This window comes from Desulforhabdus sp. TSK (assembly GCF_022836495.1).
In the GTDB taxonomy this organism is placed as follows: domain Bacteria; phylum Desulfobacterota; class Syntrophobacteria; order Syntrophobacterales; family Syntrophobacteraceae; genus Desulforhabdus.
The window spans coordinates 46,078-70,132 of record NZ_BQXM01000024.1; the positions used below are offsets into that span (position 1 = coordinate 46,078).

The 24,055-nt window shown below is 55.1% G+C and carries 20 protein-coding genes, 2 tRNA genes and 1 pseudogene; 18 read left to right on the top strand and 5 right to left on the bottom strand.

What is annotated here, in order from left to right; translation table 11 throughout:
• The 10 genes from MWC30_RS14400 (at position 1) to MWC30_RS14445 (ending at position 13,310) form a co-directional block, all read left to right on the top strand.
• Positions 1–1,350: a Ni/Fe hydrogenase subunit alpha gene (locus MWC30_RS14400; protein WP_244084894.1), complete on the top strand. Its 1,350-nt coding sequence runs from the start codon at positions 1–3 to the stop codon at positions 1,348–1,350.
• Positions 1,351–1,623: 273 nt separating this feature from the next.
• On the top strand, positions 1,624–1,878 hold the full coding sequence (locus tag MWC30_RS14405) for a hypothetical protein (RefSeq protein ID WP_244084895.1): 255 nt from the start codon (positions 1,624–1,626) through the stop codon (positions 1,876–1,878).
• Between the two features lie 819 nt (positions 1,879–2,697).
• On the top strand, positions 2,698–3,240 hold the full coding sequence (locus MWC30_RS14410) for a helix-turn-helix transcriptional regulator (RefSeq protein WP_244084896.1): 543 nt from the start codon (positions 2,698–2,700) through the stop codon (positions 3,238–3,240).
• A 430-nt stretch (positions 3,241–3,670) separates the two neighbouring features.
• Positions 3,671–5,314 (top strand): AMP-binding protein, encoded by a 1,644-nt coding sequence (locus MWC30_RS14415; RefSeq protein ID WP_244084897.1) that lies wholly within the window; start codon positions 3,671–3,673, stop codon positions 5,312–5,314.
• Between the two features lie 57 nt (positions 5,315–5,371).
• Positions 5,372–7,321 carry an acetoacetate--CoA ligase gene (locus MWC30_RS14420; protein ID WP_244084898.1) on the top strand — a complete coding sequence of 650 codons (1,950 nt, stop codon included), beginning with the start codon at positions 5,372–5,374 and terminating at the stop codon, positions 7,319–7,321.
• 66 nt (positions 7,322–7,387) lie between these two features.
• A complete protein-coding gene (locus tag MWC30_RS14425; RefSeq protein ID WP_256461260.1) occupies positions 7,388–8,572 on the top strand; it encodes an acyl-CoA dehydrogenase family protein in 1,185 nt (394 codons plus the stop codon).
• Positions 8,573–8,653: 81 nt separating this feature from the next.
• A complete protein-coding gene (locus MWC30_RS14430; RefSeq protein WP_244084900.1) occupies positions 8,654–9,436 on the top strand; it encodes an enoyl-CoA hydratase-related protein in 783 nt (260 codons plus the stop codon).
• Positions 9,437–9,502: 66 nt separating this feature from the next.
• Positions 9,503–11,104: an acyl-CoA carboxylase subunit beta gene (locus MWC30_RS14435; RefSeq protein WP_244084901.1), complete on the top strand. Its 1,602-nt coding sequence runs from the start codon at positions 9,503–9,505 to the stop codon at positions 11,102–11,104.
• A 90-nt stretch (positions 11,105–11,194) separates the two neighbouring features.
• Positions 11,195–12,211 carry a hypothetical protein gene (locus MWC30_RS14440; RefSeq protein WP_244084902.1) on the top strand — a complete coding sequence of 339 codons (1,017 nt, stop codon included), beginning with the start codon at positions 11,195–11,197 and terminating at the stop codon, positions 12,209–12,211.
• 619 nt (positions 12,212–12,830) lie between these two features.
• Positions 12,831–13,310 carry a DsrE/DsrF/DrsH-like family protein gene (locus tag MWC30_RS14445; RefSeq protein ID WP_244084903.1) on the top strand — a complete coding sequence of 160 codons (480 nt, stop codon included), beginning with the start codon at positions 12,831–12,833 and terminating at the stop codon, positions 13,308–13,310.
• A 155-nt stretch (positions 13,311–13,465) separates the two neighbouring features.
• On the opposite strand, the gene MWC30_RS14450 is transcribed toward MWC30_RS14445, so the two are convergent.
• The 3 genes from MWC30_RS14450 to MWC30_RS14460 all read right to left on the bottom strand — a co-directional run bounded on the left by MWC30_RS14450 (position 13,466) and on the right by MWC30_RS14460 (position 15,537).
• Positions 13,466–13,642 (bottom strand): hypothetical protein, encoded by a 177-nt coding sequence (locus MWC30_RS14450; protein WP_244084904.1) that lies wholly within the window; start codon positions 13,640–13,642, stop codon positions 13,466–13,468.
• Positions 13,629–14,006 (bottom strand): HNH endonuclease, encoded by a 378-nt coding sequence (locus tag MWC30_RS14455; protein WP_244084905.1) that lies wholly within the window; start codon positions 14,004–14,006, stop codon positions 13,629–13,631. The genes MWC30_RS14450 and MWC30_RS14455 overlap by 14 nt, the downstream gene beginning before the upstream one ends.
• Before the next feature lie 76 nt (positions 14,007–14,082).
• Positions 14,083–15,537, bottom strand: coding sequence for a DegQ family serine endoprotease (locus MWC30_RS14460; protein WP_244084906.1), 1,455 nt, complete (start codon positions 15,535–15,537; stop codon positions 14,083–14,085).
• Between the two features lie 223 nt (positions 15,538–15,760).
• Between MWC30_RS14460 and MWC30_RS14465 the strand changes: the two genes are divergently transcribed.
• On the top strand, positions 15,761–16,096 hold the full coding sequence (locus tag MWC30_RS14465; RefSeq protein WP_244084907.1) for a hypothetical protein: 336 nt from the start codon (positions 15,761–15,763) through the stop codon (positions 16,094–16,096).
• Positions 16,097–16,221: 125 nt separating this feature from the next.
• Here MWC30_RS14465 and MWC30_RS14470 read toward each other — a convergent pair whose 3' ends face one another.
• The gene (locus tag MWC30_RS14470; protein WP_244084908.1) at positions 16,222–18,372 is read right to left on the bottom strand and encodes a bifunctional (p)ppGpp synthetase/guanosine-3',5'-bis(diphosphate) 3'-pyrophosphohydrolase; all 2,151 of its coding nucleotides are present in this window, start codon (positions 18,370–18,372) and stop codon (positions 16,222–16,224) included.
• 332 nt (positions 18,373–18,704) lie between these two features.
• Between MWC30_RS14470 and MWC30_RS14475 the strand changes: the two genes are divergently transcribed.
• Together MWC30_RS14475 and MWC30_RS14480 are read left to right on the top strand one after the other, a co-directional pair.
• Positions 18,705–18,778: transfer RNA gene (locus MWC30_RS14475), tRNA-Gln, on the top strand.
• 14 nt (positions 18,779–18,792) lie between these two features.
• Positions 18,793–18,868: transfer RNA gene (locus MWC30_RS14480), tRNA-Glu, on the top strand.
• A gap of 14 nt (positions 18,869–18,882) precedes the next feature.
• Here MWC30_RS14480 and MWC30_RS23025 read toward each other — a convergent pair.
• A complete protein-coding gene (locus tag MWC30_RS23025) occupies positions 18,883–19,224 on the bottom strand; it encodes a tyrosine-type recombinase/integrase (protein ID WP_368860862.1) in 342 nt (113 codons plus the stop codon).
• 8 nt (positions 19,225–19,232) lie between these two features.
• On the opposite strand from MWC30_RS23025, the gene MWC30_RS14485 reads away from it, so the two are divergent.
• The 5 genes and pseudogenes from MWC30_RS14485 to MWC30_RS14505 form a co-directional block, all read left to right on the top strand.
• Positions 19,233–22,073 (top strand): PLxRFG domain-containing protein, encoded by a 2,841-nt coding sequence (locus tag MWC30_RS14485; protein WP_244084909.1) that lies wholly within the window; start codon positions 19,233–19,235, stop codon positions 22,071–22,073.
• Positions 22,074–22,172: 99 nt separating this feature from the next.
• Positions 22,173–22,589 (top strand): hypothetical protein, encoded by a 417-nt coding sequence (locus MWC30_RS14490; RefSeq protein ID WP_244084910.1) that lies wholly within the window; start codon positions 22,173–22,175, stop codon positions 22,587–22,589.
• A 15-nt stretch (positions 22,590–22,604) separates the two neighbouring features.
• The gene (locus MWC30_RS14495; protein ID WP_244084911.1) at positions 22,605–23,030 is read left to right on the top strand and encodes a hypothetical protein; all 426 of its coding nucleotides are present in this window, start codon (positions 22,605–22,607) and stop codon (positions 23,028–23,030) included.
• Positions 23,030–23,581, top strand: a complete 552-nt coding sequence (locus tag MWC30_RS14500) for a hypothetical protein (protein WP_244084912.1) — start codon at positions 23,030–23,032, stop codon at positions 23,579–23,581. Before MWC30_RS14495 ends, MWC30_RS14500 begins: the two co-directional genes overlap by 1 nt.
• A 178-nt stretch (positions 23,582–23,759) precedes the next feature.
• A pseudogene (locus MWC30_RS14505) lies at positions 23,760–24,055 on the top strand (transposase); the annotation flags it as partial.

Below are 24,055 nucleotides of genomic sequence, written 5' to 3' on the forward strand. Positions count from 1 at the left end.
ATGGGGCAGATCATCAACATTCATCCCATCACCCGCATCGAAGGGCACGCATCCATCGCCATCCAACTGGATGACCAGGGAGAGGTGCGGGAGAGCAAGGTCCGTATCCTGTCCCTCCGCGGATTCGAAAAATTCGTGGAGGGAAAGCCTGCCGAGGAGCTCCCCCGGATTGTCAACCGCATCTGCGGCATCTGCCCCTGGCAGCACCACCTGGCATCCAACAAGGCAGTGGACCGCTGTTTTGGAGTCACTCCGCCTCCGGCGGGAAGAAAGCTTCGGGAATTGATGCAGGCCATTTCCCATTCCGAAGATAAAATCCTGCATTTCTATTTTCTTGCAGCCCCGGATTTTGTCATGGGGCCGGACAGCGATTATTCCGTGCGCAATATCATCGGAGTGGCCAAGGCCAATCCCGATCTGGCAAAGCGCGTGGTGCGCATGCGGCAGATGGCGAAAATGATCCTCGAGACTTTTACCGGCAAGGCCATCCATCCCCATGCGGGGGTTCCGGGGGGATTTTCCAAGCCTCTTCTGGAAGAAGACCGCAAGGATTTTCTGGCCAAGATGCGGGAGATGCTGGATTTTGCTCTTTTCACCATCGAGTTTGCCAAAACCGAGGTTTTTCCCAAGTACCTGGACGCCGTCAAGACCCTCGGCGTCATCAAGACAGGGTTCATCGGCACCGTCGATGGGGACGGGGCTCTGAACCTCTACGACGGCATGACCCGCCTCATGAAGCCCGACGGGACCTTCCAGGATTTCGATCCGCAGCAGTACGACCGGTATCTCGGAGAGCACGTCGAACCCTACTCCTACGGAAAATTCCCCTATGCCCGATGCTGGGGGGAAGGATTCTCCCTGGATCTGGAAGCTCCCAGGGGCATCTACCGGGCCAATACCCTGGCAAGGATCAATGTGGCCGACAAGATGGCGACTCCCAGGGCCCAGGCCGAACTGGAGGAATTCAGGGAGAAGTTTGGGAGACCGGCTCAGTTCACCCTGCTCCATCACTGGGCGAGGCTCATCGAGGAAGTCTACGCATGTGAACGGGCCATCCAGTTGCTGGAAGACCCGGAAATCACCGATTCCAACGTTCGTGCCGTTGTGGAGCCCAGGGCCGGGAGAGGAGTCGGCTGCCTGGAGGCGCCCCGAGGCACCTTGATCCATGACTACTCCACCGACCAGAACGGCATGATCACGAGAGCGAACCTCATCGTGGGAACCACCCACAACCTGGGTCCCATCAACATGACGGTGAACCAGGCGGCGCGGAGCCTCATCAAGGGAGGAGCGGTAGACGAAGCCGCTCTGAACAAGATCGAAATGGCGGTTCGCGCCTACGACCCCTGAATTTCCTGCGCAACGCATCGCCTGGACGGCGATGCCGGGATCTCCATCGAGATCCGAGACGCGGAAGGCCGGGTCGTTTCCCAGTGGCCGGCGGAGCGGTAGCAGGGTGCGCTTCGCGCACCATTTTTGACACAAGACAAAACCTCCCAGACGGAGTGATGACTTTCGCTGTGAAGTACTTGTTGAGTGCCTCGGTATGTTGGTGAGTCCCTGCTTTATCGGGATGGACTCGGGGGACGGTCGGCTTTTTCCTACAAGACTTTGGAGGATGCCATGGAAGGTCAAGAGAAGAAAAAGAAGAAAACGCAGGTCACCGTCGAATCCGCCGACACCGCCTGCGGGGGTGTTCCCCACATGACCGTCGACGAGCTCGCAGCGCGGCTGAGCATCGAGAGCAAGGAACTGCGGTGTCCCGCCTGTGGCAGGATTCATCTTACGGATGAAGATGTCCGGGAAGCGGAAGCCATGCGTTACAGCAACTCGGAACGCTTCAAGAAGATCAAGGAAGAGGCTGAAGGAAGCGCCTGACAGGCTCCAAAGCGACATTCTACTACTCTGTCAACTTTGCTCCGCTGAGCGGACCGTCAAAGGATATCGAAGCGTCCAGATTCGCGTGCGCAAGCTCAATCGGACCTCCTTCCCGCGAATTTTGCAGGAGCTGGGAGAGAAAGGCCGGCTCCTCTACAAGATCGATCATCGCGAGAACACGCGCGAGGTATACGGAGCGGGTGAGCACTGATTTGAATCGCTCCTCTGCCCGTTATCGGCTCGTTTGAAATCATTCCGGCCTCAGAGGGTGTGTAAGAAATGAGTCCATCACTCTGAGCATGCACCTTGTTTCGTCATTCCGGCGGTTTTAAAGCCGGAATCCAGGTTTTTCGCTGGGGTGGATTCCGACTTTAAAACCGCCGGAATGACGATGAAACGAATTTTTTGACAGCCTCTCAGTGCGGACCCAGGTTTTCGACGGGCTGAAGTTGAGTCAACAACAGTGGCAGCCGCCGTTAAATGTCATACCCCAAACATATGATCAGCGTCTCCCCCTCTCTTGCCAAATCAATGTGATCCTAACATCATCAATCATAACAGCTAGTTAAAATAAAACAAGAATGAAGCCATAAATCCGCCTCCGGCAATATCGGAATGGATTAATTCGAAGCTATTACAAAATGTTATGGATATTCGCTTCTTTTGTGCGTCATCACGTGGTGAGGTGGGAAATTTCCTGTTGACAAGCGATAAATAATCAGTATAGGTTAAGTTTAACCAATGGCAATTATTTTATATAGATTAGTATTAGCGGCAACCGGCTGAATTTTATTTTCTGCGGAAAAAATATGGGGCTGCATGAATCTTGGCACAGTGATCAGAAAATGTCGGCGGGAACGGAAACTCACCCTGAAAGTCGTTGCGGAAAGGGCTTCCATCTCCGAGGGCTTCCTGAGTCAGGTGGAAAACGATGTCAGCTCACCTTCCGTTGACACTTTGATCCGGATCTGCAATGCCATTGGCGTCAATGCCGGCGATCTTATTTCTCAGGTCAGCAAGCAGACGAAAGTCGTCCTGATCAGGAAATCAGAATGGGATGAAATCGATCTTTCCCACACCGGCTTTGTGACGCGCCGCTTTTTCTCTCCAGACGACCGAACGGTCATCGATTCTTCCATTCTCGTCGTCGATCCAGGCAAGTCAATTCCCGTAAGAAAAAATATTAAAAATGCTCAGGAAGTCCTGTGTGTATTGAAGGGATCGATCGAATTGATGCTGAGTGAGGAGACCTATACACTGGTTGAGGGGGATTGTGTTCACTTCTTGTCTAATCCTGACAGCCAGAAGATAACCAATGACAGTACTGCCACAAGTTTTGTCCTATGGGTGGGAACACTATAGTTTTATTTCCGATTCATCGACCACAATCATGAAGGAGACGGATGTATGACCACAGTCGGTAAACAGTAGTAAAGGACCTATAGATTTCAAAACCAGGTCTATCTGGCAATGGTCCGAGGCTCGAAACTTGACCGCGTCTTCCTGTGCAACTGAAGCGAAAAGCTGTTGGCTCCGTCAATGTGGTGCCGTCCATGTTGACATTTTCATCTGAATCTCCCTGCGGTTCCAGCAAGAATGAACAAGAAGCAGTTTCCTGAGAGAGCTTCTAATCGATGGATCATTTCGGAAGTCCGATGTCGAAGAGAATGTTGGTGTGAAATGCTCCGGCGGGTTGTCGACTGGGGAAGAGGGATATTCAACCGGAACGCCCGGAGGGATTTTACCGAAATATCTTATCCATTAATCATTTCTTCAATACACTGAGGATCATATGAATAAACCTGACATTAAAGTAGGCAAGACGACCATCGGTAATGTTGTTGATATTCTTGCGGATAACTTCGGGGATAACATAGGTCTCGAATACCACGAGCTCGGAATCAAGTATAACTTCAAGCAGCTGAGAGAGATACTCGACAAAGTCGCCAAAGGATTGATGGCGCTCGGCATCGAACGCGGCGAGAAGGTGGCGCTTTGGGCCAACAATGTTCCCGAGTGGGTCTACCTTCAGTACGGGAGTGCCCGGATGGGGGCTGTTCTCGTCACGGTGAATACCAACTACCGCAGCAGTGAGCTCGAATACCTTCTGCAGCAATCTGATTCCTCGACACTGATTCTGGTGGGTGGCATACGGGAGTCCGACGAGTTTCTGAAGGTTCTGGACAAGGTTTGCCCCACCATCAAAGAAAGTGAACCGGGAAAGCTCAACTGTGAAAAGCTGCCTTTCTTGAAAAACATCATCTATCTCGGCAAAGAGAAGCTTCCCGGGATGTTCAATTGGGATGATATCCTGGAAATGAGTAAATCCGTGTCGGATCAGGAGCTCAAGGCAAGACTGGACTCCCTCGATCCTGATGACACCATAAATATGCAGTATACCTCTGGAACCACCGGATTTCCCAAGGGCGTCATGCTCACACACACCAACCTCATCGGCAATGCACTCAGCATGTCCGAACGCATGAATTTGACCCCCAACGACGCAATGTGCATCCCGGTTCCATTTTTCCACTGCTTCGGTTGCGTGATAGGGACTTTGTGCTGCATGGTTTCCGGGACCACCATGGCTCCGGTTGTTTCGTTTTCGGCCGTTAACGTGTTGAAGACCGTCGAGGCTTCAAAGTGTACCGCGCTCCATGGGGTGCCGACAATGTTCATCGCTGAATTCGAAGAGATGGATAGAAATAAATATGACACGTCCACCCTGCGCACTGGGGTTATGGCCGGATCCACATGCCCTGTCGAGGTCATGAAGCGGGTGATCAAGGACATGGGTGCGAATGAGATGACGATTGTCTATGGTCAGACTGAGGCTTCTCCCGGTGTCACTCAGACTCAGGTTCACGATAACCTGGAACTGAAGACAACCACCGTGGGCATGGCCCTGCCCAATGTCGAGGTGAAGATCGTCGACCCGGTCACCGGCTTGGAGACACCGAGAGGGGTACAGGGAGAGCTCTGCACCAGGGGCTATCATATCATGAAGGGCTACTACAAAATGCCCGCGGAGACAGCCAAGACAGTGGATAAGGATGGCTGGCTCCACACGGGCGACCTGGCCACCATGGACGAGAACGGCTATTGCAAGATCACGGGCAGAATCAAGGACATGATCATCCGCGGTGGGGAAAATATTTATCCGCGCGAGATCGAGGAGTTCCTTTACCGCCATCCAAAGGTTCAGGACGTCCAGGTGGTGGGGGTTCCCAGTGAGAAATACGGTGAAGAAGTGGCGGCTTTCATCAAAGTAAAGCCCGGGGAGAAGGTCACCGACACAGAGATCCTCTCCTTTTGCAAGGACCAGATATCCTTCTTTAAAATCCCCAGATTCGTCTACTTTGTGGATGAATATCCCATGACGGCGAGCGGCAAGATCCAGAAGTACAAATTGAGGGAGATGGCACAAACGCAATAGTGAACACAGTGATTCAAAATCTTGATGCGCCTGATTGAGCAAACGAAGAGGAATTTCATGATGGAACCTTTGTGGAAGCCGTCGGAGAAACGAGTCAAAGAATCCAATATGTACAGGTTCATGCAGAGTATAAACCATACCTATGGAACAAACTTTGCCGACTACGACGCGCTGTATCAGTGGTCTATAGAGAATTTAGAGGCATTCTGGCTCGAGGTGTGGCGTTTTGCCGGGATTAAGCCGTCCGTCGGTAATCCCAGGGTCATTGACGATCCGACCCGAATGCCGGGTGCGCATTGGTTTCCGGACACCCGTCTGAACTTTGCCGAGAACCTCCTGCGTTACAGGGATGATAAGACAGCCATGATATTCCGGGGCGAAGATGCTGTCCGCCGCACCCTCACTTATGAGGAGCTTTACGCTGCAACGGCAAAGGTCGCGGCGTCCCTCCGTGCGGCGGGTGTCACCCCGGGAGACCGTGTCGTCGGCTTCATGCCGAATATGCCCGAATCCATCATCGCAATGCTGGCGGCGACGAGCCTTGGGGCAACATGGTCCTCCTGCTCTCCGGACTTCGGCATCAGAGGGGTCCTGGATCGATTCGGCCAGACACGCCCAAAAGTCCTGTTTACCGCCGACGGGTATTATTTCAAAGGGAAGGCGCTGGGCTGCCTGGAAAAGGTTGCACAAATCATCAAAGATCTCCCCTCTATTGAAAAGATCGTCGTCGTTCCCTATACGCAGGAAAAACCCGATCTTACGGATCTCCCCAATGCCGTGCACTACAACGAGTTCGTCCATAATGATGCCGAAGACATGGATTTTGCTCAGCTACCCTTCGAGCATCCCCTCTACATCATGTATTCCTCCGGCACGACGGGTCTGCCGAAATGCATGGTCCAGAGCGCCGGCGGGGTATTGCTCAACCAGCTCAAAGAGCTGATTCTGCATACAGACCTGAAGCGCGAGGACACGATCTTCTACTTCACCACATGCGGGTGGATGATGTGGAACTGGCTGACCGCCTCCCTTGCCACGGGCGCGACCCTCGTGCTCTATGACGGCAATCCTTTCCATCCTGGTCCGGATGCGCTGTGGCGGATGGCCCAGGATGAGAAGATCACTGTCTTCGGCACCAGCGCTGGATATATAGCGGCCCTGAGGGCTGCAGGCGTGAAGCCGGGCAAACAGTTCGATCTGAGCGCGCTGAAGACATTGCTCTCCACCGGTTCGCCCCTGTCCAAAGAGGATTTCCAATTCATCTACCGCGAAGTGAAAAGCGACATGCAGCTGTCCTCCATCTCTGGAGGCTCTGATCTGAACGGCTGCTTTGCCCTGGGCAACCCCATGGGACCTGTCTATGAAGGGGAGCTGCAATGCCGGGGACTGGGTATGAAGGTTTTTGCCTACGATGAAGACGGCAAACCGACGGTAGGACAGCGAGGCGAGCTGGTTTGCGCGGCCCCCTTCCCATCCATGCCCATCTATTTCTGGGATGATGAGAGCGGGAAAAAATATCGCTCTGCCTACTTTGAAGTGTTTCCCGGAGTCTGGACGCATGGAGACTTCATCGAGGTGACCGAGCGTGGAGGCATTATCATTTACGGGAGATCCGACGCGACCCTGAATCCTGGCGGGGTAAGGATCGGCACTGCGGAGATCTACCGGGTGATGGACCAGATGGAGGAGATCGAAGACAGCGTGATCGTGGGTCAGCAATGGTCGGGTGATGTCAGGGTAATCCTTTTCGTCAAGATGAAAGAAGGCTTTGACCTGACCGATGATCTTCGAGAAAAGATCAAGAAGAATATCCGGACCAATGCTTCCCCGCGGCACGTTCCTGCAAAGATCATTGCCGTCCCCGATATCCCTTATACCCTGAATATGAAAAAGGTTGAGCTTGCCGTCCAAAAGGTCATCCATAACCGCGAGGTGAAGAACAAGGATGCGCTGAAGAACCCGGAGGCCCTGGACTATTTTGCCAATCTCAAGGAACTGGCCAATTAACCTGTCGCAAGGGCAACATTGAAATAAAACTATCATCCGAAACAATTCGGTTCGAGGGGGAGTCAAGTGGATTTCCAGCTGTCTGATGAACAACGTATGATCAAGGAAACGGTGAACAAATGGGCCTTCAATGAACTGGGCCCTTTGCAGGAAAAGATAGACGAGGAAGATTGGCTTCCGCCCGATTTTTTCCGCAAATGCGCGGAAATTGGAATCCTCGGCATAACCATGGACGAAAAGTACGGCGGATTGGGTGGGGACGTGTTGATGCAGGCGCTCGCCATCGAGGAGATGAGCCGAGTCTCCCCGGCCCTGGCGATGACCTATGGCGCCCATTCCAATCTCTGTGCCAACAATATTCACAAGAACGCCAACGCGATGTTGAAGGAGAAGTATCTGCCTCCTTTGATTTCCGGTCAAAAGGTCGGAGCATTGGGGCTGACGGAGCCGAATGCCGGATCGGACGCCATGGGGCTTCGCACCCGGGCGGTGAAGAAGGGTGACAAGTACATCCTGAACGGCACGAAGATATTCATTACGAACGGACCCATAGCGGACACGCTTCTGGTTTACGCGAAAACGGACCCGGATAAGGGTGCCAAGGGGATCAGCGCCTTTATCGTGGAAAAGGATTTTCCCGGCTTTTCCGTGTCGAGAAAGTTGAAAAAGTGCGGGATGCGTGGGTCGCCAACGGGCGAGCTTGTCTTCGAGGACTGTGAGGTTCCGGCGGAAAACCTCGTCGGACAGGAAAATAATGGCGTTCACGTCATGACAAGCGGCCTCGATATAGAAAGAATTGTCCTTGCGGCCGGTTCTGTGGGCATGGCAGAGCAGGCTCTCGAATATTCCATCCAGTACGCCGTGGATCGGGAGCAGTTCGGACAACCGATAGCCAATTTCCAGATGGTGCAGCAAAAGCTTGCGGATATGTACACCAGGACCGAGGCTTCGCGCCTCATCGTGTATCGCGCTGCCGAAGCGGTGCAGAAAGCCGCGAGGGGAGGTAAGGGCACCGAGCTCACGAAGCTTGCAGCTTCAGCCATCCTCTTCGCCTCCGAAACCGCGACGTGGGTCTGCGACCAGGCCATCCAAATCCATGGCGGGTATGGGTATTGTCTCGAGTTTCCGGTTCAGAAGCTTTGGCGTGATGCGAAGCTCTACGAGATTGGCGCCGGTACGAGCGAAATCCGCCGTATGATCATTTCCCGGGAGCTGACGCGAGAGGCTTTTTCACGCAAATCGCAGCGCTGATACGGCCTAAAGTCCGCCATCATGTTGAAATGCGTCCAGCTTTGCTCCACGGCGGCCTGGAGTAGCATGGGAGGATGGGTAATGGATCAGCAATTGGTCATGGAGGAAAGACGGGGTCAGGTGGTGTTGCTGACACTCAACCGCCCCGAGGTGATGAATTCTTTCAATTTCGCCATGCTGCGATCCCTCAAGGAACGCATGGAAGCGTTGCAGTTCGATGAGGACGCCCGCGTGGTGATTGTGACGGGGGCGGGAGACAAGGCGTTTTGCGCCGGCGCGGACTTGAAGGAGCGCGCGACTCTCAGTCCCAACCAGGTCAAGGAATTCATTTATACGATTCGAAATCTTTTCACATTCATCGAGTCGCATCCCAAGCCCGTCATAGCAGCCGTCAACGGCGTCGCTCTGGGGGGCGGGACGGAGCTTGCATTGGCGTCGGATATCCGGATTGCATCCGCGAGCGCCACCATGGGCCTGACGGAAACCCGGCTGGCCGTCATTCCCGGGGCGGGGGGAACCCAGCGGCTCCCCCGCCTGGTGGGGCGTGGGAAGGCGAAGGAGCTCATATTCACCGGGCGACGCGTAGGGGCTCAGGAGGCTTTGCAGATGGGACTGGTCAACGCGGTCTCTTCGCCCGAAGAGCTTTTGAATGACTGCTTCGCCATGGCTGCAATGATTTGTGAAGCGGGGCCGGTGGCGATCCGGCAGGCCAAGTACGCCATCAACTATGGCTTGGAAACGGACCTGCACACTGGATTGGCCATTGAATCCAATGCCTACTGGATCACCATACCCACGAAGGATCGCCTGGAAGGATTGGCCGCTTTCCGTGAGAAGCGGAAGCCGGTCTACAAAGGGGAGTAAACAACGGGTGGGAAGGCACGCTCGCCTGTTGCGATGCGTAGCTTGTCACCTGGAGAGGATAACAAAATGCCAGATGCAAGAGCGGTGAATAGAGCTTTTTGGGAAAACGAGGAATCCAAGCTCGACGAGCTTGCCTTTCGGGCCGAGTGGCCCGGCGGCGAGGAGGCGGTGAAGCGGCTTGCCAAGCAGGGCAAACAGCCGGTTCGGGCGCTCATTCAGAAGCTGATCGATCCGGGCGAAAAATTTTTTGAGCTGAGCCGCCTCGCCGGTTTCGGAGTGGATTACCCCGACGTGGAGGATGTCCCCTGCGGAGGGATGGTGACCGGTCTCGGGAAAATCCACGGCTCCTGGACCATGATCTTTGGCAATGACAGCCGTGTGAAGGCCGGGTCCTATTTCCCCATCACACTCAAGAAGCACATGCGGGCGCAGGCGATTGCCGAGCGGTGCGGTGTGAACTGCGTCTATATAGCCGATTCGGGAGGGGTGTACCTGCCCATGCAGCGGGATGTCTTTCCGGACGACCAGCATTTCGGATCGATCTTTTACAACATGGCCCGCATGTCGGCAATGGGACTCAAGCAGATCACCCTGAGCACGGGGGGCAATACCGCGGGAGGCGCCTACATGGTTTTTATGGCCTGCCAAGCCGTCATGATCGATAAAATGTCGTATTCCTTCCTCGGCGGCCCTCCACTGGTGAAGGCCGCGACGGGGGAGGTCATCACTGCCGAAGATCTTGGCGGTGCCCGCGTTCACACTCACGTATCGGGAGGTGCCGACCACTTTTGCCGCAACCAGGATGAAGCCATTGAAAGGGTGCGCGAAATCCTCTCCATGGAGCCTCCCCAGAAGCTGCACATCCACCGCTATGAGGAACGCCCGCCCCTGGAGCCAGTGGAAAGCCTTTATGAAAACCTCCCCGCCAAGGTGCAGCAGGGCGTGAACAGTCGCGCGTTCCTCAAGGCGATTGCCGACGACGGATTTTTTTCGGAATACAAGAAGAACTACGCGATGGGCCGCGCCGACAACATCGTGACCGGCAAGATCCGCATCAAGGGCATTCCGGTGGGCGTGATCGCATCCAACGGGCTGGGAATCATCTTTGCGGAGGCGGCCCGAAAGGCCACGGAATGGATCATCCGCTGCTCCAACGATAAAACGCCGCTCCTTTTCCTCCAGAGCTCTCCGGGGTTCATGGTCGGATCCGAATCCGAGCACTCCGGAATAGGGAAATATGGGGCGGATATGGTGCGCTCCGTTGCGTGTGCCCAGGTTCCACGCATCCAGCTGGTCATCGGACCGGACAACGGAGCCGCCAACTATGGAATGTGCGGACGTGCCTACCGGCCCCACTTCCTCTTCCATACCATGAGGTCCCGCACGTCGGTCATGAGCGGCCGTTCTGCGGCGGAAGTGCTTCTCACCATTGAAGAACGGAAGCGTTCCGTGGAGAAATCCCCCATGAGCGAAGAGGAGAAGCAGGCTTTTCGGGAGCAAATGGTCGAGAAGTATGATGGTGAGGCGGACCCATTTTGCTGCGCCTCTCGTCTCTTGAGCGACCGTGTGCTCAAGTTCAAGGAGATTCGTGATTGGCTCGCGATGGCGTTTGAAGTCAGCCTGATCAAGCCCGTCGGAGACACTGCATTCGGCAACCTGCGCTTTTAAAGGAAGCTCGAGGCCCTTCGATTCCGAGCTCTGGAGCGCTAAACCATCCCTGACTAATACTTAAAGCGGAGATTCGAGATGTCGTCAATTATGAAATATCCAAAGAAAGTGGTTTTGGGGGATATCACCGTAAGAGATGGATTCCAGCACGAAGAAAAGATCATCCCAACGGATGCCAAGTTATGGGTGGCCGAGGAGCTCATCCTTTCCGGATACAAGAGGGTTGAGATCACCAACTTCGGAAATCCGAAGGGAATGCCCCAGTTCAATGACGCAGACGAGCTCATGAGGCGTCTTAGAAACAGCAAAAAAGTCGCCCATCTCATCAGCGACGTGGAGCTCACCTGCATCACGATCCGGGAGAAGGCCGTGGAGCGTGCCATCCAGGCGCGCAGGGAAGGGTATGGTCCGGACCGGATTCTCTTCATGGTGTCCACGAGTGAATCGCACCATCGGACCAATTCAGGCCTTTCCCTCGATGACTATTGGAAGATGTGCGAGAAATATATCCCGATTGCACAACGTGAGGGAATGAAGGTCTGCGGCACCGTGAGCACGATCTGGGGCTGTCCTATCGAGGGTCCCACAGAGCTGAAGAAGGCTGTCGAGTTCACGAAGCGATGGCTGGACATAGGAGCGGACGATATCGAGCACGCCGACCACGACGGCTCCGCCCCTCCCAACAAGGTTTACGAATATTATTCGATGATCCTGGACGCCATTCCCGATACGACGAAGCACATCGCCCATTTTCATGTGACGCGCGGCTGGGGGCTGGCAAATGTCCTGGCGGCCCTGAACGCCGGCATCACCCACTATGAATCCACCCTGGGGGGCATCGGCGGACAGCCGGCCAATTTCGTCGACGGCATGCCTGTCGCCGGGACGGGCAAGTATTATTACCAGGACCCAAGCATCACCGGACTCGTCTCCACCGAGGACATGGTTGTGATGATGGATGAGATGGGCATAGACACGGGGCTGGACGTGGACAGGGTTCTCGAGACCGGTCAAATGGTTGAAAAAATAGTGGGAAGGCGCCTGCGGTCGGAATGTGCCCACACCGGCAGGATACCGAAAAGCCTCACCGGGAGGGGTCGCAGCTGATCCCTTTCTCGCAACGCGCTCCTTGATGCCATGCATTGATTCCTTCGGGACTTGATGTTAGGCTGTGAACTCTGAACCATGCTGCGGCATTTCATACTGCGGCATGGTTCACCTGTTTCTGGAATCCTGAGTAGATCATGCCGGTCGCATCCTGCCCGCCTGAGGATTACCGAGTCTACCTGGAATGGTAAACACATCAGGGATTGAAAACTTCTTTTTTGTAGGAGCGGCTTCCAGCCGCGACAGTCAGCCAGTCACGGCTGGAAGCCGCTCCTACAAAAAACAAGGAACCATCAAATCCAGAATTTTATACCTTATCGGGTATAGTATTTCGCCTTCAAAAATTGTGTGCGCTTTTCCTGAGAGATCCTCCACACTCACCCCCACGTAATGAACAAGACAAAGTGAAGAAAAACCTGCTGTCGAAATGCTGAAATTCTAAAGACTGATCCAGGAAAAGGGGGCTGAGAGGAAGGAAATGAGAGTTTCCAACTCGAATTTTGAATGGTAATATTTTGAAGGGAGGGTTTTTATTGTTCAACACGAGGGATGTACTCAACCGCCCTCTCCCTCACCCACAGTCTATACTGGTATGAATTGCCTGGAGGAGAAGTGACCTATGGCCGACGTTGAAGAAAGAACCGTTGACCCCTCTCTGGAGTCTTCTCCCGAGAGCTGTACGTTCATTTGCAGCCGAGACACTCTCGATGGGGCCTATCCTGCCCTCGTGCTCGCCATCAATGCACGTAGATTGGGTATGGAGGCAACAGTCTTTTACACGTTCATGGGGATCAATATTGTGCGGAGGGGAGGCGCCGCCAAATGCAGGTTTATCCCTCCGGGTCCCATGGGAGCCATTCCCGGTATGGCGTCCGTCGCCACGCGCATGATGAAAAAGCAGATCGATGAGGCGGAAATCCCGACCGTTGAAGAGCTCATGGAAGTCGCACAGTTGGAGGGTGTGAAGTTTGTCGCCTGCAGGATGACGATGGACATGATGAAGCTCTCAGCCGAAGATCTCATGGAGGGAATCGAGATCCAGACGGCCGAGGATTATCTCAAGCACGCCCGGTCCTGCAAGATCAACATGTTCACTTGAGGCAGGTGTAGCCAGGCTTTTTCGCGATTGCCGACCGGTTTTGCGGGTCTGGACGACCGAGGTTCCAGGCTCGAAAACCCGGCGGGCGGAGTGCATCTCCAGGCAGGCATTGCACACCGGGGACGGGTGAATGGGGGATAATCGCGTTCCGGCAGTTATCCCTCGGAGCACTTGCTGAGGGCTTCAAAGCACCTTTCCTGGGCCTTTTCATGCGTCGGGCATTTGGCCATTGCCGCCTGTTTTTCTTCCATTTCCTGCTTCGTTCGGAAGGTCCAGGTGTTGGAGTCCGAATAGCAGTAAACGGCTAACTCACACGCTCTACACTCTTCCATTTTTGTTGCCCTCTGGTGGGTCTTGCCGTCCGACCCCTTCTTCGGTTGATTCCTCGATGGAAAAATTCCGGAGATAATCCTGCCATTCAATGGGCAGCAGGTATTTTTTCCGGCTGTTGCATGCCTTGCAGGCCGGTACCACATTTCCCCGAGTGGATTTTCCCTCCCGGATGAGCGGAATGATGTGGTCCATGGTGAGCTCCCCTGGAGGCGTCGCCCTGCGACAGTAATGACAGATCCCCCTGGAAATCTGGCGCTGCCACCATTGAGTCCTGCGCAGCGCCCTGGCCTTTTCCTTTTCACGCCGCACCGCTTCCGGTGAAGCGGTCACCAGGAAAAAGCCGGAGTCTAAATTCAATTCCATATCTCGGTGTCTCTTTAAGTCACCATTGAGGAGTGAGATGGGCCGCAAGCTTTTGGGCCTGCGGCCCATGTCGACACTATTCCTGAGCCGTCGCTTTGAGAGCGACGTAGAAGGTGTTTTGTCCACGCTTCACCAGGAGGAGGAGCCGTTCTCCCTTCTGGGGCTTCTTAATGGCCTGGTTATAGTCCTTCAGACTTTGGATTTTCTGGCGGTTGACTTCCTTGATGAGATCTCCCGGGCGCAGCTGAGCCTCCGCTGCGGCGCTTCCCGGTTCGACGCCTGAGATGACCACACCGCGCTCATTTTCTTCCCAGCCGAAACGCTGTGCCAGATCCGGCGTGATGTTCTGAACGCTCAGTCCCCATGCCGATTTTTTGGGTGCGGGCTCGGCTTCCTGTGACTCTTCGGGCATGGTTCCGATGACGACTTGCACCTCCTTTTCATTTCCGTCCCGTGTCAGCTGGATTGCAACCTTGGTGTTGGGAGGAGTTGCGGCCACCATGCGAGAGAGCGTGTGGGCATTGTCCACGGGCTTTCCGTCAATCCGGGTGATAACATCTCCACGCTTGATGCCTGCCTTATCCGCAGCGCCGTCGGGAACGACATCTCCCACGATGACGCCTTTGGTTTCCTTGATGCCGAAGGATTCCGCCAGTTCAGGCGTGATGTCCTGGATCATGACGCCCATCCAGCCACGAATGATTTTACCTGCTTTGAGTTGCGGAATCAGGTCCTTGGCGACATTGACGGGAATGGCGAAGCCGATTCCCTGGCCTTGAGCCACAATGGCGGTATTGATGCCCACGACCTCGCCGTTCATGTTGAAGAGCGGGCCGCCGCTGTTGCCCGGATTGATGGCGGCGTCGGTCTGGATGAAATCGTCATAAGGTCCCGCACCGATGATGCGTCCCTTGGCACTGACGATGCCCGCCGTTACGGTGTTGCCCAGTCCGAAGGGGTTGCCCACGGCCATCACCCAATCGCCCACGCGCAGGGAATTGGAATCGCCCAACTGCGCCGGCTTGGGAAAGTCCTTGTCAACCTTTACCTTGATGAGAGCCAGATCTGTCTTGGGATCGCGTCCGATCACCTTGGCATCGTAGTTTTTGCCGTTTTCTGTTTTTATCTTGATTTCATCGGCCTTTTCCACCACGTGGTTGTTGGTCAGGATGGTCCCCTGCGCGTCGATGATGAACCCCGACCCCAGAGCATGGGTTTTCATCTCGCCCTGGGGCATTTCTCCACCAAAAAAGCGTTTGAAAAATTCATCTCCAAAAAATTCCCTGAAAGGTGAATTGGGAGACATGAACGGCTGCATGGGATTTTCTTTGACAACCTGTGTCGTGGAAATGTTCACCACCGCGTGATTGACCTGCTCCGCCAGATCGGCAAAGGAAGGCGGTCCCTGAGTCCCGAAGGCGACTGAGGAAAGGCATGGAACATGAGCCGAGAAGACCAGGAGGAATATGGCCAGGGCGAGAGGCAAAACGAGGTGCGTTCGTACAAATGACTTTCGAAACAGAAATGTCATGAAAACTCCTTTCTGATACCTTAAGCGCTGCAATCAGGGCATTCCTAAAACACTTCGCGTGACTTGAGCTCTTGCGTCTACAATGAAATCATGAGACGTTGTGAGTAAAACTCATGACCTGAAGAACCATACAACTTTCAACATCCCCGGAAAGATGTTATAGACAAAATAAACTAATTGGGTAAAAAAGCAAGATACTTATAGAAATGCAGAGGGGAACGCCGTGTTGGAAGGGCGGTTGAACATGATAGAGGCCTGTGACAAAGCCGAGTCCATTGTCATACACGCGAGGGAGATGAACCGTCTCCATGGGAAGGCCATCCGCTGCCTGGGGGAAGGGGGCCTCCGCATGCGCATCCTCAATATGGCGACAGATGCTTTTGAGGACGAATCCCTGAAGGAAGAAGTCTTTGCAGGCGACGAAAGCCTGCTCAGCTTCTTTTGCGGCGTATGGATCCAGTTTCTGTTGATCGAAATTGCGGGCATCAAGAAGGAACGGCTCCGCAGCGTGGCGGAGAAGGTTTATGCGAGCATCCAGGAGAACAAGCCCTTACATTGATCTTCTTCATCGGGTGCTCCACGGCGCCACCCAGGGCAGCCAAACCCAAGTGTCCGTTTTAGCTAACAGCTAACAGCTGAAGGCTAACCGACCGGCAGGGCGGACATGTGATTCTTCCCTGACGCCTAAATGACCCGCCTGAAGCCGCCCTCTCTTCCGTAATATTCAATAGAAACCTGCTTCGACGGCAAATTCGTGAAGAAGTCCCGCGCCTCCTCGAAATCCCCGAGCTTGACGCTCATGCGGATCAACTGTCGGTCATGCTTGTCCGAAAGATTCTCTATCACCAATATTTCCACCCTGCTTTGCATCCTGGACAGCATCTGGAAGAGAGTCATCAGGGTTTCGTTGGCTATGTTCAATTGGAATACGAGGGGATAGCGCCAGGCCTTTGCGTGATCCCATTTCGCATCCACCATCTGCTGCGGCTGGAGGTCATGCCTGATGAACAAATCCTGACAGTCTCGGTGATGAAAAGTCACTCCCCTCTCGCTCAAAGTGGCCACCAGGTTGTCCTGACCCGGATAAGGGTGGCAGCATTGTGCAAACTTGTGGATAGCCCTGTCGAGCTCGGAAATGGTAATGATATTGCGCTCGAAGGCCGGTCCAATGGCCGCTTCGGCATTGCGACCCACTTTGCCCTCATCAGAGGCGAACCCAAGATAATAAAGGACCAGGTGCGGGTCGAGGAGGTCCTGGCCGATGCGGATGCAGAGCTCCGAAGGGTCCTTGAGGTTGAGGATTTCCATCATGAGCCGCGTGCTCTCGCTTTCAAGTACATCCGGGGCCAGTCCATGGCGTTGGATTTCCTGCTGTAGGATCTGGCGGCCGATGTCCTCGGCGTAGTGGGATCTCTTTTGCTGAAGATGGCGGTTGATGGCCGTACGGGCCTTGGGCGTCTTGCACAGCTCTTCGAGGTCTGGATCGACATCCAGGGGATCGAGCGACGTCAGGATTTCGACCGTTTCTCCGTCCTGCAGCCTGCGGGTGGGGGGGGCCCAGTTGTTGTTCACCAATGCCCCTTCGCAAAAATCCCCCAGCTCGGAGTGGATCTTGTAGGCAAAATCCAGCACGACACTGCCTTTGGGAAGGTAGAAGATATCGCCGTTGGGGCTGTAGACGATAGTGTCTTCCGTTTCCGACAGGCGGATGAGGGCTTTTCGTTGTTTCGCTGCCCCGCCATACTCTCCGATGGTGCGCAGCAGCTCGCTCACTGCCTGCCAGTGGTCGTCACTCAGAGCCTCTTGGGCATCCCATTCCGTCATGAGTCCATACGCAGCCCACTGATCCATTTCGGGGGTCCGGATTTTGATGAGGTAATTGTGTCCCCTGATGTGGCTCCGGACGTGGAGGCTCATGTACCCGTTGCTTTTGGGGGTGGCGATGAAGTCCCTCATGCTGCGCGGGATGGGAGGGAAAGTGGTGTTCACCAAGCCGAGGGCCCGGTAGCAATCCAGCACATTTTCCGTCTCCACAATGACGGCGATGTCCATGTAGTTTTCCGGATTCAAGGGATCCAGGCTGCGCTTCATGGGATCGTAGTAGCTGCCGAGCCCCTTGGGCCTGGGACGGATGGCCGCAGGGACCCGCGCGTTGGAAAAGACCTTCTGGAGCGAGGCTTCAATTTCCAGGACCTCGGCTGAATTGCGAATTTCCCGAATGCGATTGAGGATTTTCTTGCTCTTGCGAGGATAGAGAAAAGACAGGGCGAGATGATACAATTCCCGCTTCAGGGGGAACAGGTTCAGCCGGGCGGCGATGGGCGCGTAGACCTCCACGGTCTCCTGAGCGATGCGCTGACGCTTGGATAGGGGCAGGAAGTGCAGCGTGCGCAGGTTGTGGAGTCGGTCCGCCAGCTTGATGATGAGTACCCCCAGGCGCCGACTGGCGCTCAGGAAGATCTTGCTGTGGGTGAGATCCTTCAGGGCGGTCCGGTCCATGTGGTGACGCGTCAGTTTCGTGCAGCCGTCCACCAGTTCAGCCACCGTCTCCCCGAAGCGATTCTCGATGTCCTGGAGGCTGATGGAGGGAATGTCCTCCACCACGTCATGCAGGAGAGCGGCGGCGAGCAGGTGCGGATCTTTGAATCCCAGTTCCCGGATGAGGATTTCCGCGACGGCGCAGGGGTGACTGATATAGGGCGCGCCGGACTTTCTCCGCTGGCCACTGTGGATGTCGTGAGCAAACCGCAATGCTTCGAAAAATATAAGATTTTCTTCCTTCTTGTCATCGAGGTACCGGGCGACGCGGGAATGGTAGTTCTCCAGGTCAAACAAATGGGAATCATTTGCGGAAGATTTCGATGAGACGATGGTTGTAAGTTGCTCGGCACTCTGAGTGCTCACGTTTCCCTCACTTGAAATGGAATCAGTCAAAATAGAGCATAAGATAGAACATGACGTAACGTACGGTTTGATGTCATTTTCTCCGTTCAGGAGACAGTTCCTTTGATTTCATGCAGGATTGGAGAGCTTCAGAGACAGGGCCATCTCCATCTATCATGAAGATTAATTATAGATGATGTCACTTCACGAAACAAGCGATCGATTCCTGTGTTTTCTTTTTGCTTGACTTCCCGAAACGGTTTTATTATTAAGCTCAAATCGTTTGGGGGATCGTCCAGCGGCAGGACTGCAGACTCTGGATCTGCCTACCTAGGTTCGAATCCTAGTCCCCCAGCCAACGTGACAACCAAGGGTCCCATCGTCTAGCGGCCCAGGACACTGGCCTCTCACGCCAGAGACACGGGTTCGATTCCCGTTGGGACTACCAAGAAAAACAAGGGTTTACGCCAAAAGGTGTGAGCCCTTTTTTGTTTGTGTGTCACTTTGTGTGTCATTATGGTTCGTATTCAAGAGTTCCATGGTTGTTCTCAAGTCCTCATTGAGGCGTTTCACGTATCGTTCGGTGGTATGGAGTGACTCGTGGCGGAGTATGGCCTGAATCACCTTCAGGGGCACCCCCTTGGATGCCAGCAGGCTTGCGGCATAACGCCTCAGCGAATGAAAACCAAAGGTTTTAACCACTGCCTTTGAGCAGAGACCTCTCAAAAACATCCGTCTGAAAGAGTAAGGCTGCCCGGCATAAGGCCCCTCTGGCACCACCCACACCCGCGATTCGTGAGGCATTGAAAAAGATGGGATTCCGGGTGAAGCTCACGGACAGCGACATCAAGGCCATGCTGGCAAGGGCTCAAGAGAATTTAAGGGGCGGTGGAAACACCGCCTCTTCTGTTTCCGGGGCGGAAGAACCCTCGTACAGCCTCAAGTCAATCAATGATTTCATGGACCACCTCGCAGGGATCAGCCCCGAAGCCAAAAAGGTGGTGCTCGGGAAAAGCGATGACTTGAGGGAGCTGCGGGATTCCCTTCGCATCCCCGCGTGGATTGCCAAGACGAACCCCACGGTCCGGGAAGCGGTCAAGATCCAAAGCGAACGAGACAAGAAGCGGACGAAGGAATACCATGACCTGATCGTGGACAGCAAAAGCGTCTTTGACCTGGACCAGAGTGAAACGGAAGCCCTCGCTGACCTGATTTTTGATCTGGAGAACAGGAGGGTGGTTTCCGAAGAGAAGTTCAAGGAAGCCGGGGAGCGGGTGCTCACCAAGGGGCCGCTCCATGATGTGGTCCGGGTCCCGAGGCTTGAGATCAACGAGGCCCATTACGAAGCATTGGAAAAGCACCTCCAGCGGAAAAACGTCGGTGAGAAAGTCCGGGCCGCGTTCCTGGATCTGCGCCGGGTCCTCGACCGATCCCTTCTCAGGACCTATGAAATGCTCCAAGACCTCCAGTCCATCGATCCAGGTCTCATAGAGGAATACCGGAACCAGATCCAAAGCATCCACAATTACTTTCCCCACAACCGTTACGGGAGCTGGTACATCCAGGCCACCAACCCGGAGGCCCCCGCCGACAGCCAAGTGGTGTACCGGGAGCACTTCAACGCGCCAACAAGAAAAATCGCCGAGTGGTGGTACTCCAGGAACATCGAGCGCATCAGGGAAGCGATTTCAAAGGAAGCGCCGGGCGTGGACCTCTCCGCTCTCAATTGGACGGTGGACAAAATAAAATCCCTCCCGGAGGAGGTCTATGACTACCCCATCCCGGTGGACGCCATCCAGCAGGTCGTGAATGCGGCGGTGGAGCGCATCCCCGAGGAGAGCAAGGAGGCCAGGGAGGCGCTGCGAGCCCTGCTCTCCGAGGAGATTTCAAACGTCATGAAGTCCCGCGGGTTCGGCTCCCACATGATCCACAGGAAAGGGATCCCCGGGTTTGAGAAGAGGGATGTCAAGCGCGTGCTTCATGACTACCTGGCCGGGTTCTCGGGATGGACCACCAAGATCGAGGCGGCGCAAAAATACGGCCGGCTCCTCCGGGGAGTGAGCGCCAGGCACCGCCCGAACGAGTACAAGTTCCTCGTGGGATATGCCCACGACATGCTTCAAAACGCCACGCGCTTCGACAGGGTCCTGGATAACTCCAGGGCCTTTTTTTTCGTCCAGTACCTGGGAGCGAATCTGAAGACCGCAGCCGTCAACCTCACCCAGAACATTGTGGCCGGGGTCCCGAGGCTTTCCATGGAAATGTCCTCGGCGGCGAAAGAGTGGGCGGGAGCCCTCAAGGATCTCAGGGCATCTGTCACGGAGGAGAGGATTGAAGCGAGCGGCAGGCTTTCAGGCGACGAAAAGAGGTTTTTGAATGAAATGTTCCGGGAGGGATGGGGCCAGGGGCAGCTTATCTCGGAAGTGACCGGGAAGCTCGGAGGCTATCACAAACAGATGTGGGGAAAGGCCATCAAAATGATGGGGCTCCCCATGGAAATGGCGGAGCGTTACAACCGCATGAGCCTCGCTCTGGCGGCTTACCGGGCGGCCAGGGGCGGGAGGGTGACCAACGGGAAGACGCTTTCAAGGATGGGCCTCAAACCCGGCAAGGAGATGAACCATGCCCAGGCGAAGGCCTTCGCCGAGGAGATCGTAAACGACGCCCATTTCATTTACGGCAAGGCCAACCGCCCTCAAGTCCTCCGGGGAACGGCTGCGGGTAAGCTCCTTTCGACCGCCTATACCTTCAGGTCCTTCACCCACAACCTTCTCTCCCTGTGGCGGTGGATGCTCCTGCACGGGGACAAGGAAGGCCGGAAGGCCTTCGCCTATTCCCTCATGGCCATGATGGCCCTGGGCGGGCTCGGCGCCGTGCCTCTATACAAGATGCTTGCGTCTCTCATCCGGCAGCTCTTCGGGAACGACATCCTGGAAACCGGCGTCCGGTCGGCCTTGCCCGCTTTTGCGCGAGACATCGTGATGTACGGGGCGCCGTCCGTGGTGGGGATCCATATCGGAGGCTCCATCGGCATGGAGCTCCCGGTCCTGGGGAGGATTCAGACGGACCAGAGCCTCTCCTCCCAGATCTCAGGAAACTTGGGCGATCTCATCGGCATCCCCTGGGCCATGCTCGAGCAGTTCACGGATGCAATCGATGCCGTGCGGCGAGGGGACCTCTACCGGGCTGGGGAGGCCGTTGCGCCATCTGCTGGTAAGAACATCATGTCGGGATACCGGCTCTGGGCGGAGGGGCAGACGGCGGCTACGGGACGGCCGATCAACCTCCCGGGAGAAAAGGGGCCAAGGAAGATTTCCGGGATGGAGGCAGTTGCCAAAGGCGCCGGGTTTCAGCCGCTTTCGAGTGCGAAGGCCTACGACGTTTACAGGACGGTCGAGGACCTCAAGAACTTCAAGGACGCGAAGCAAAACGAGTTTGCAACGGCCTACATGAAGGCGTTCAACGCAAAGGACAAGGAGGGAATGAGGGATGTCGTCCGGGAGGTGAACCAGTGGAACACCCGGATGATGCTTGAAAAGAGGCCGGAGTTCAGGATCGATCTCAAGGCCTCGGTGAGGGCGAGGGAAAAGGTGAAGCAGCCGCCGAGGCAGATGAGGGGAATGGCGAAGGATATTGTGGCGGCATACCGGTAGGCGCAAGCCCCGGCTTCCGGGGACTGACGATACCGACGGAAAGCAATCAACGGGTTGCATTCAACTGGAAATATTTAATGATAAGAAAGGACTATGAGCATGTCGGACATGTTTTTCAACAGCTTCAAGGAATATATGGCGGATGGGACCATCGACCTGGATTCGCACACTTTTAAAGCTCTGCTGCTTACCGATGCTTACACCCCCGATGCGACCGACACCGTGGTGGCCGATCTTTCCGGAGAGGTCGCCAATGGAAACGGCTACACAACGGGCGGGGTGGTCCTGGCCAATGTAACCTGGAATCGTTCCGGAGGAACGGTGACCTTCGATGCGGACGATCCCGTATGGACCTCGGCAACCTTCACGGCAAGGTATCTTGTCATTTACGACGACACGCCAACCTCCCCGGCCGACCCGCTTTTGCTGTTGAAGGACTTCGGCGCAAACAAGTCCGTCACCGGCGGGACCTTCACCGTCGAATTCGATGCCAGCGGCATTTTCACCCTGTCTTGAGAGGAGGCGGGCTTCATGGCTGAGATCCTTGTCATGGCAAGAAGCAATACGCATGAAGACCCGGAGGTGGACCGGACGCAGTGCTACAAAAGGGGAATGCCTGTCGTGGTGATGCCCGACGGGCACCTTTGGGGAACGGCGGAGGGGTTGCCCACTTTCGTTCTGCTCAAATTGCCGGGGGTGCCTGTTGAGCTGGTTCAAAAGTACGTCGAAGAGCACCTGGCCTTGGCATCCTCGGGCGAGCCGAGTCTGCTCCTGAGGCGCGTTTGGACCATCCGGTGGGACGATCTCCCCGCCGAGGCACGGAGCAAGCTCGCGGGAACCGGGCAAATCGTCATCCAGGCGGGGGGATACTCCGGGGAATACGATTACACCTGGAAACAGATCAAGCGATATTTCAGGAATCAGGTCACGGGGCTTGACGAGAATGGGAACCTGTAATGGCCGTCCACACTAAAATCGTGGACCCGAACGGCGGGGGGGACTACACATCCCTCTCCGCCTGGGAGGCGGGTCAGCAAACCCTCTATTCCTCCGGGGATACCGCTGTCGCGGATTGCAGACGAACTGGATCAGCTTTTGAGAGCACAAGCTTTACCATTGCCGGGTGGACCAGCGGCGTCAATATCCGGATCATTGCCAATTCATCGTACCGGCACGAAGGAAAATGGGCCAATCAGCAGGCGGGCGGCAATTATGTCGTCATGTGCAGCAACACGGGCAGCAAGAAGGCTGCCATCACCATATCGCAATCGACGGCAAATAATATACTGATCCAGGGCATCGTCTTTGATGCACCCGGCAATTGGTGCATCGATAAAACCAGTGCCGCACCCATCCTCACGGTCGAGGGATGCATTCTGAATGGCGGGGGCAGGGCCGGCACCCGTGGCATTTACGCGAACAGTAATTCTATATTCATCAATAACATTCTTCACGACATACCCGAAAGCTACCAGCAATTCCCGCAGGCTTCGAAAACCGGCATTTGACGGGGTTTTGTAAAGTAGTCTTTCGTAAACGCAAGTACAAAACTGAATCGGCTCCCCTTTGCAAAAGATCTTTGGGCCCGCTTCATTTTGGACAGGACAAGTGGATAGGAGCCCTGTATATTATGGGCCCATGGATCGAAGACAGTTTCAGAGACAGCGCAGAAGGGAGCAAGACAAAGTGCTCAGTGCCACGGTGCGAAGGCATCTGAACGCCGATGCCCTTTTCAAAACCGTTCGGAGCTCTTTTGCTCAAGTCGCTGAAACTCGCGCAGACAACCCACAAATCGCCGTCGCAGATGCTCTAATGTCGGCATTCGCCATGTTTTCCCTCAAGGATCCAAGTCTCCTGGCATTTGACCATCGCCGCGAGAATGAATCCCATAATTTGCGGATGATTTACGGGGTTAAAGATATCCCCTGTGACACCCAGATGCGCACCATAATAGATCCCGTACCGCCGGACGAGCTACGGCC

Coding starts and splice junctions, on each gene's coding strand:
- MWC30_RS14415 (WP_244084897.1), top strand. CDS start 3,671: ATGAATAAACCTGACATTAAAGTAGGCAAGACGACCATCGGTAATGTT.
- MWC30_RS14430 (WP_244084900.1), top strand. CDS start 8,654: ATGGATCAGCAATTGGTCATGGAGGAAAGACGGGGTCAGGTGGTGTTG.
- MWC30_RS14495 (WP_244084911.1), top strand. CDS start 22,605: ATGGCTGAGATCCTTGTCATGGCAAGAAGCAATACGCATGAAGACCCG.
- MWC30_RS14440 (WP_244084902.1), top strand. CDS start 11,195: ATGAAATATCCAAAGAAAGTGGTTTTGGGGGATATCACCGTAAGAGAT.
- MWC30_RS14405 (WP_244084895.1), top strand. CDS start 1,624: ATGGAAGGTCAAGAGAAGAAAAAGAAGAAAACGCAGGTCACCGTCGAA.
- MWC30_RS14485 (WP_244084909.1), top strand. CDS start 19,233: ATGGGATTCCGGGTGAAGCTCACGGACAGCGACATCAAGGCCATGCTG.
- MWC30_RS14460 (WP_244084906.1), bottom strand. CDS start 15,537: ATGACATTTCTGTTTCGAAAGTCATTTGTACGAACGCACCTCGTTTTG.
- MWC30_RS14455 (WP_244084905.1), bottom strand. CDS start 14,006: ATGGAATTGAATTTAGACTCCGGCTTTTTCCTGGTGACCGCTTCACCG.
- MWC30_RS14400 (WP_244084894.1), top strand. CDS start 1: ATGGGGCAGATCATCAACATTCATCCCATCACCCGCATCGAAGGGCAC.
- MWC30_RS14490 (WP_244084910.1), top strand. CDS start 22,173: ATGTCGGACATGTTTTTCAACAGCTTCAAGGAATATATGGCGGATGGG.
- MWC30_RS14420 (WP_244084898.1), top strand. CDS start 5,372: ATGATGGAACCTTTGTGGAAGCCGTCGGAGAAACGAGTCAAAGAATCC.
- MWC30_RS14500 (WP_244084912.1), top strand. CDS start 23,030: ATGGCCGTCCACACTAAAATCGTGGACCCGAACGGCGGGGGGGACTAC.
- MWC30_RS14410 (WP_244084896.1), top strand. CDS start 2,698: ATGAATCTTGGCACAGTGATCAGAAAATGTCGGCGGGAACGGAAACTC.
- MWC30_RS14435 (WP_244084901.1), top strand. CDS start 9,503: ATGCCAGATGCAAGAGCGGTGAATAGAGCTTTTTGGGAAAACGAGGAA.
- MWC30_RS23025 (WP_368860862.1), bottom strand. CDS start 19,224: ATGCCTCACGAATCGCGGGTGTGGGTGGTGCCAGAGGGGCCTTATGCC.
- MWC30_RS14445 (WP_244084903.1), top strand. CDS start 12,831: ATGGCCGACGTTGAAGAAAGAACCGTTGACCCCTCTCTGGAGTCTTCT.
- MWC30_RS14450 (WP_244084904.1), bottom strand. CDS start 13,642: ATGGAAGAGTGTAGAGCGTGTGAGTTAGCCGTTTACTGCTATTCGGAC.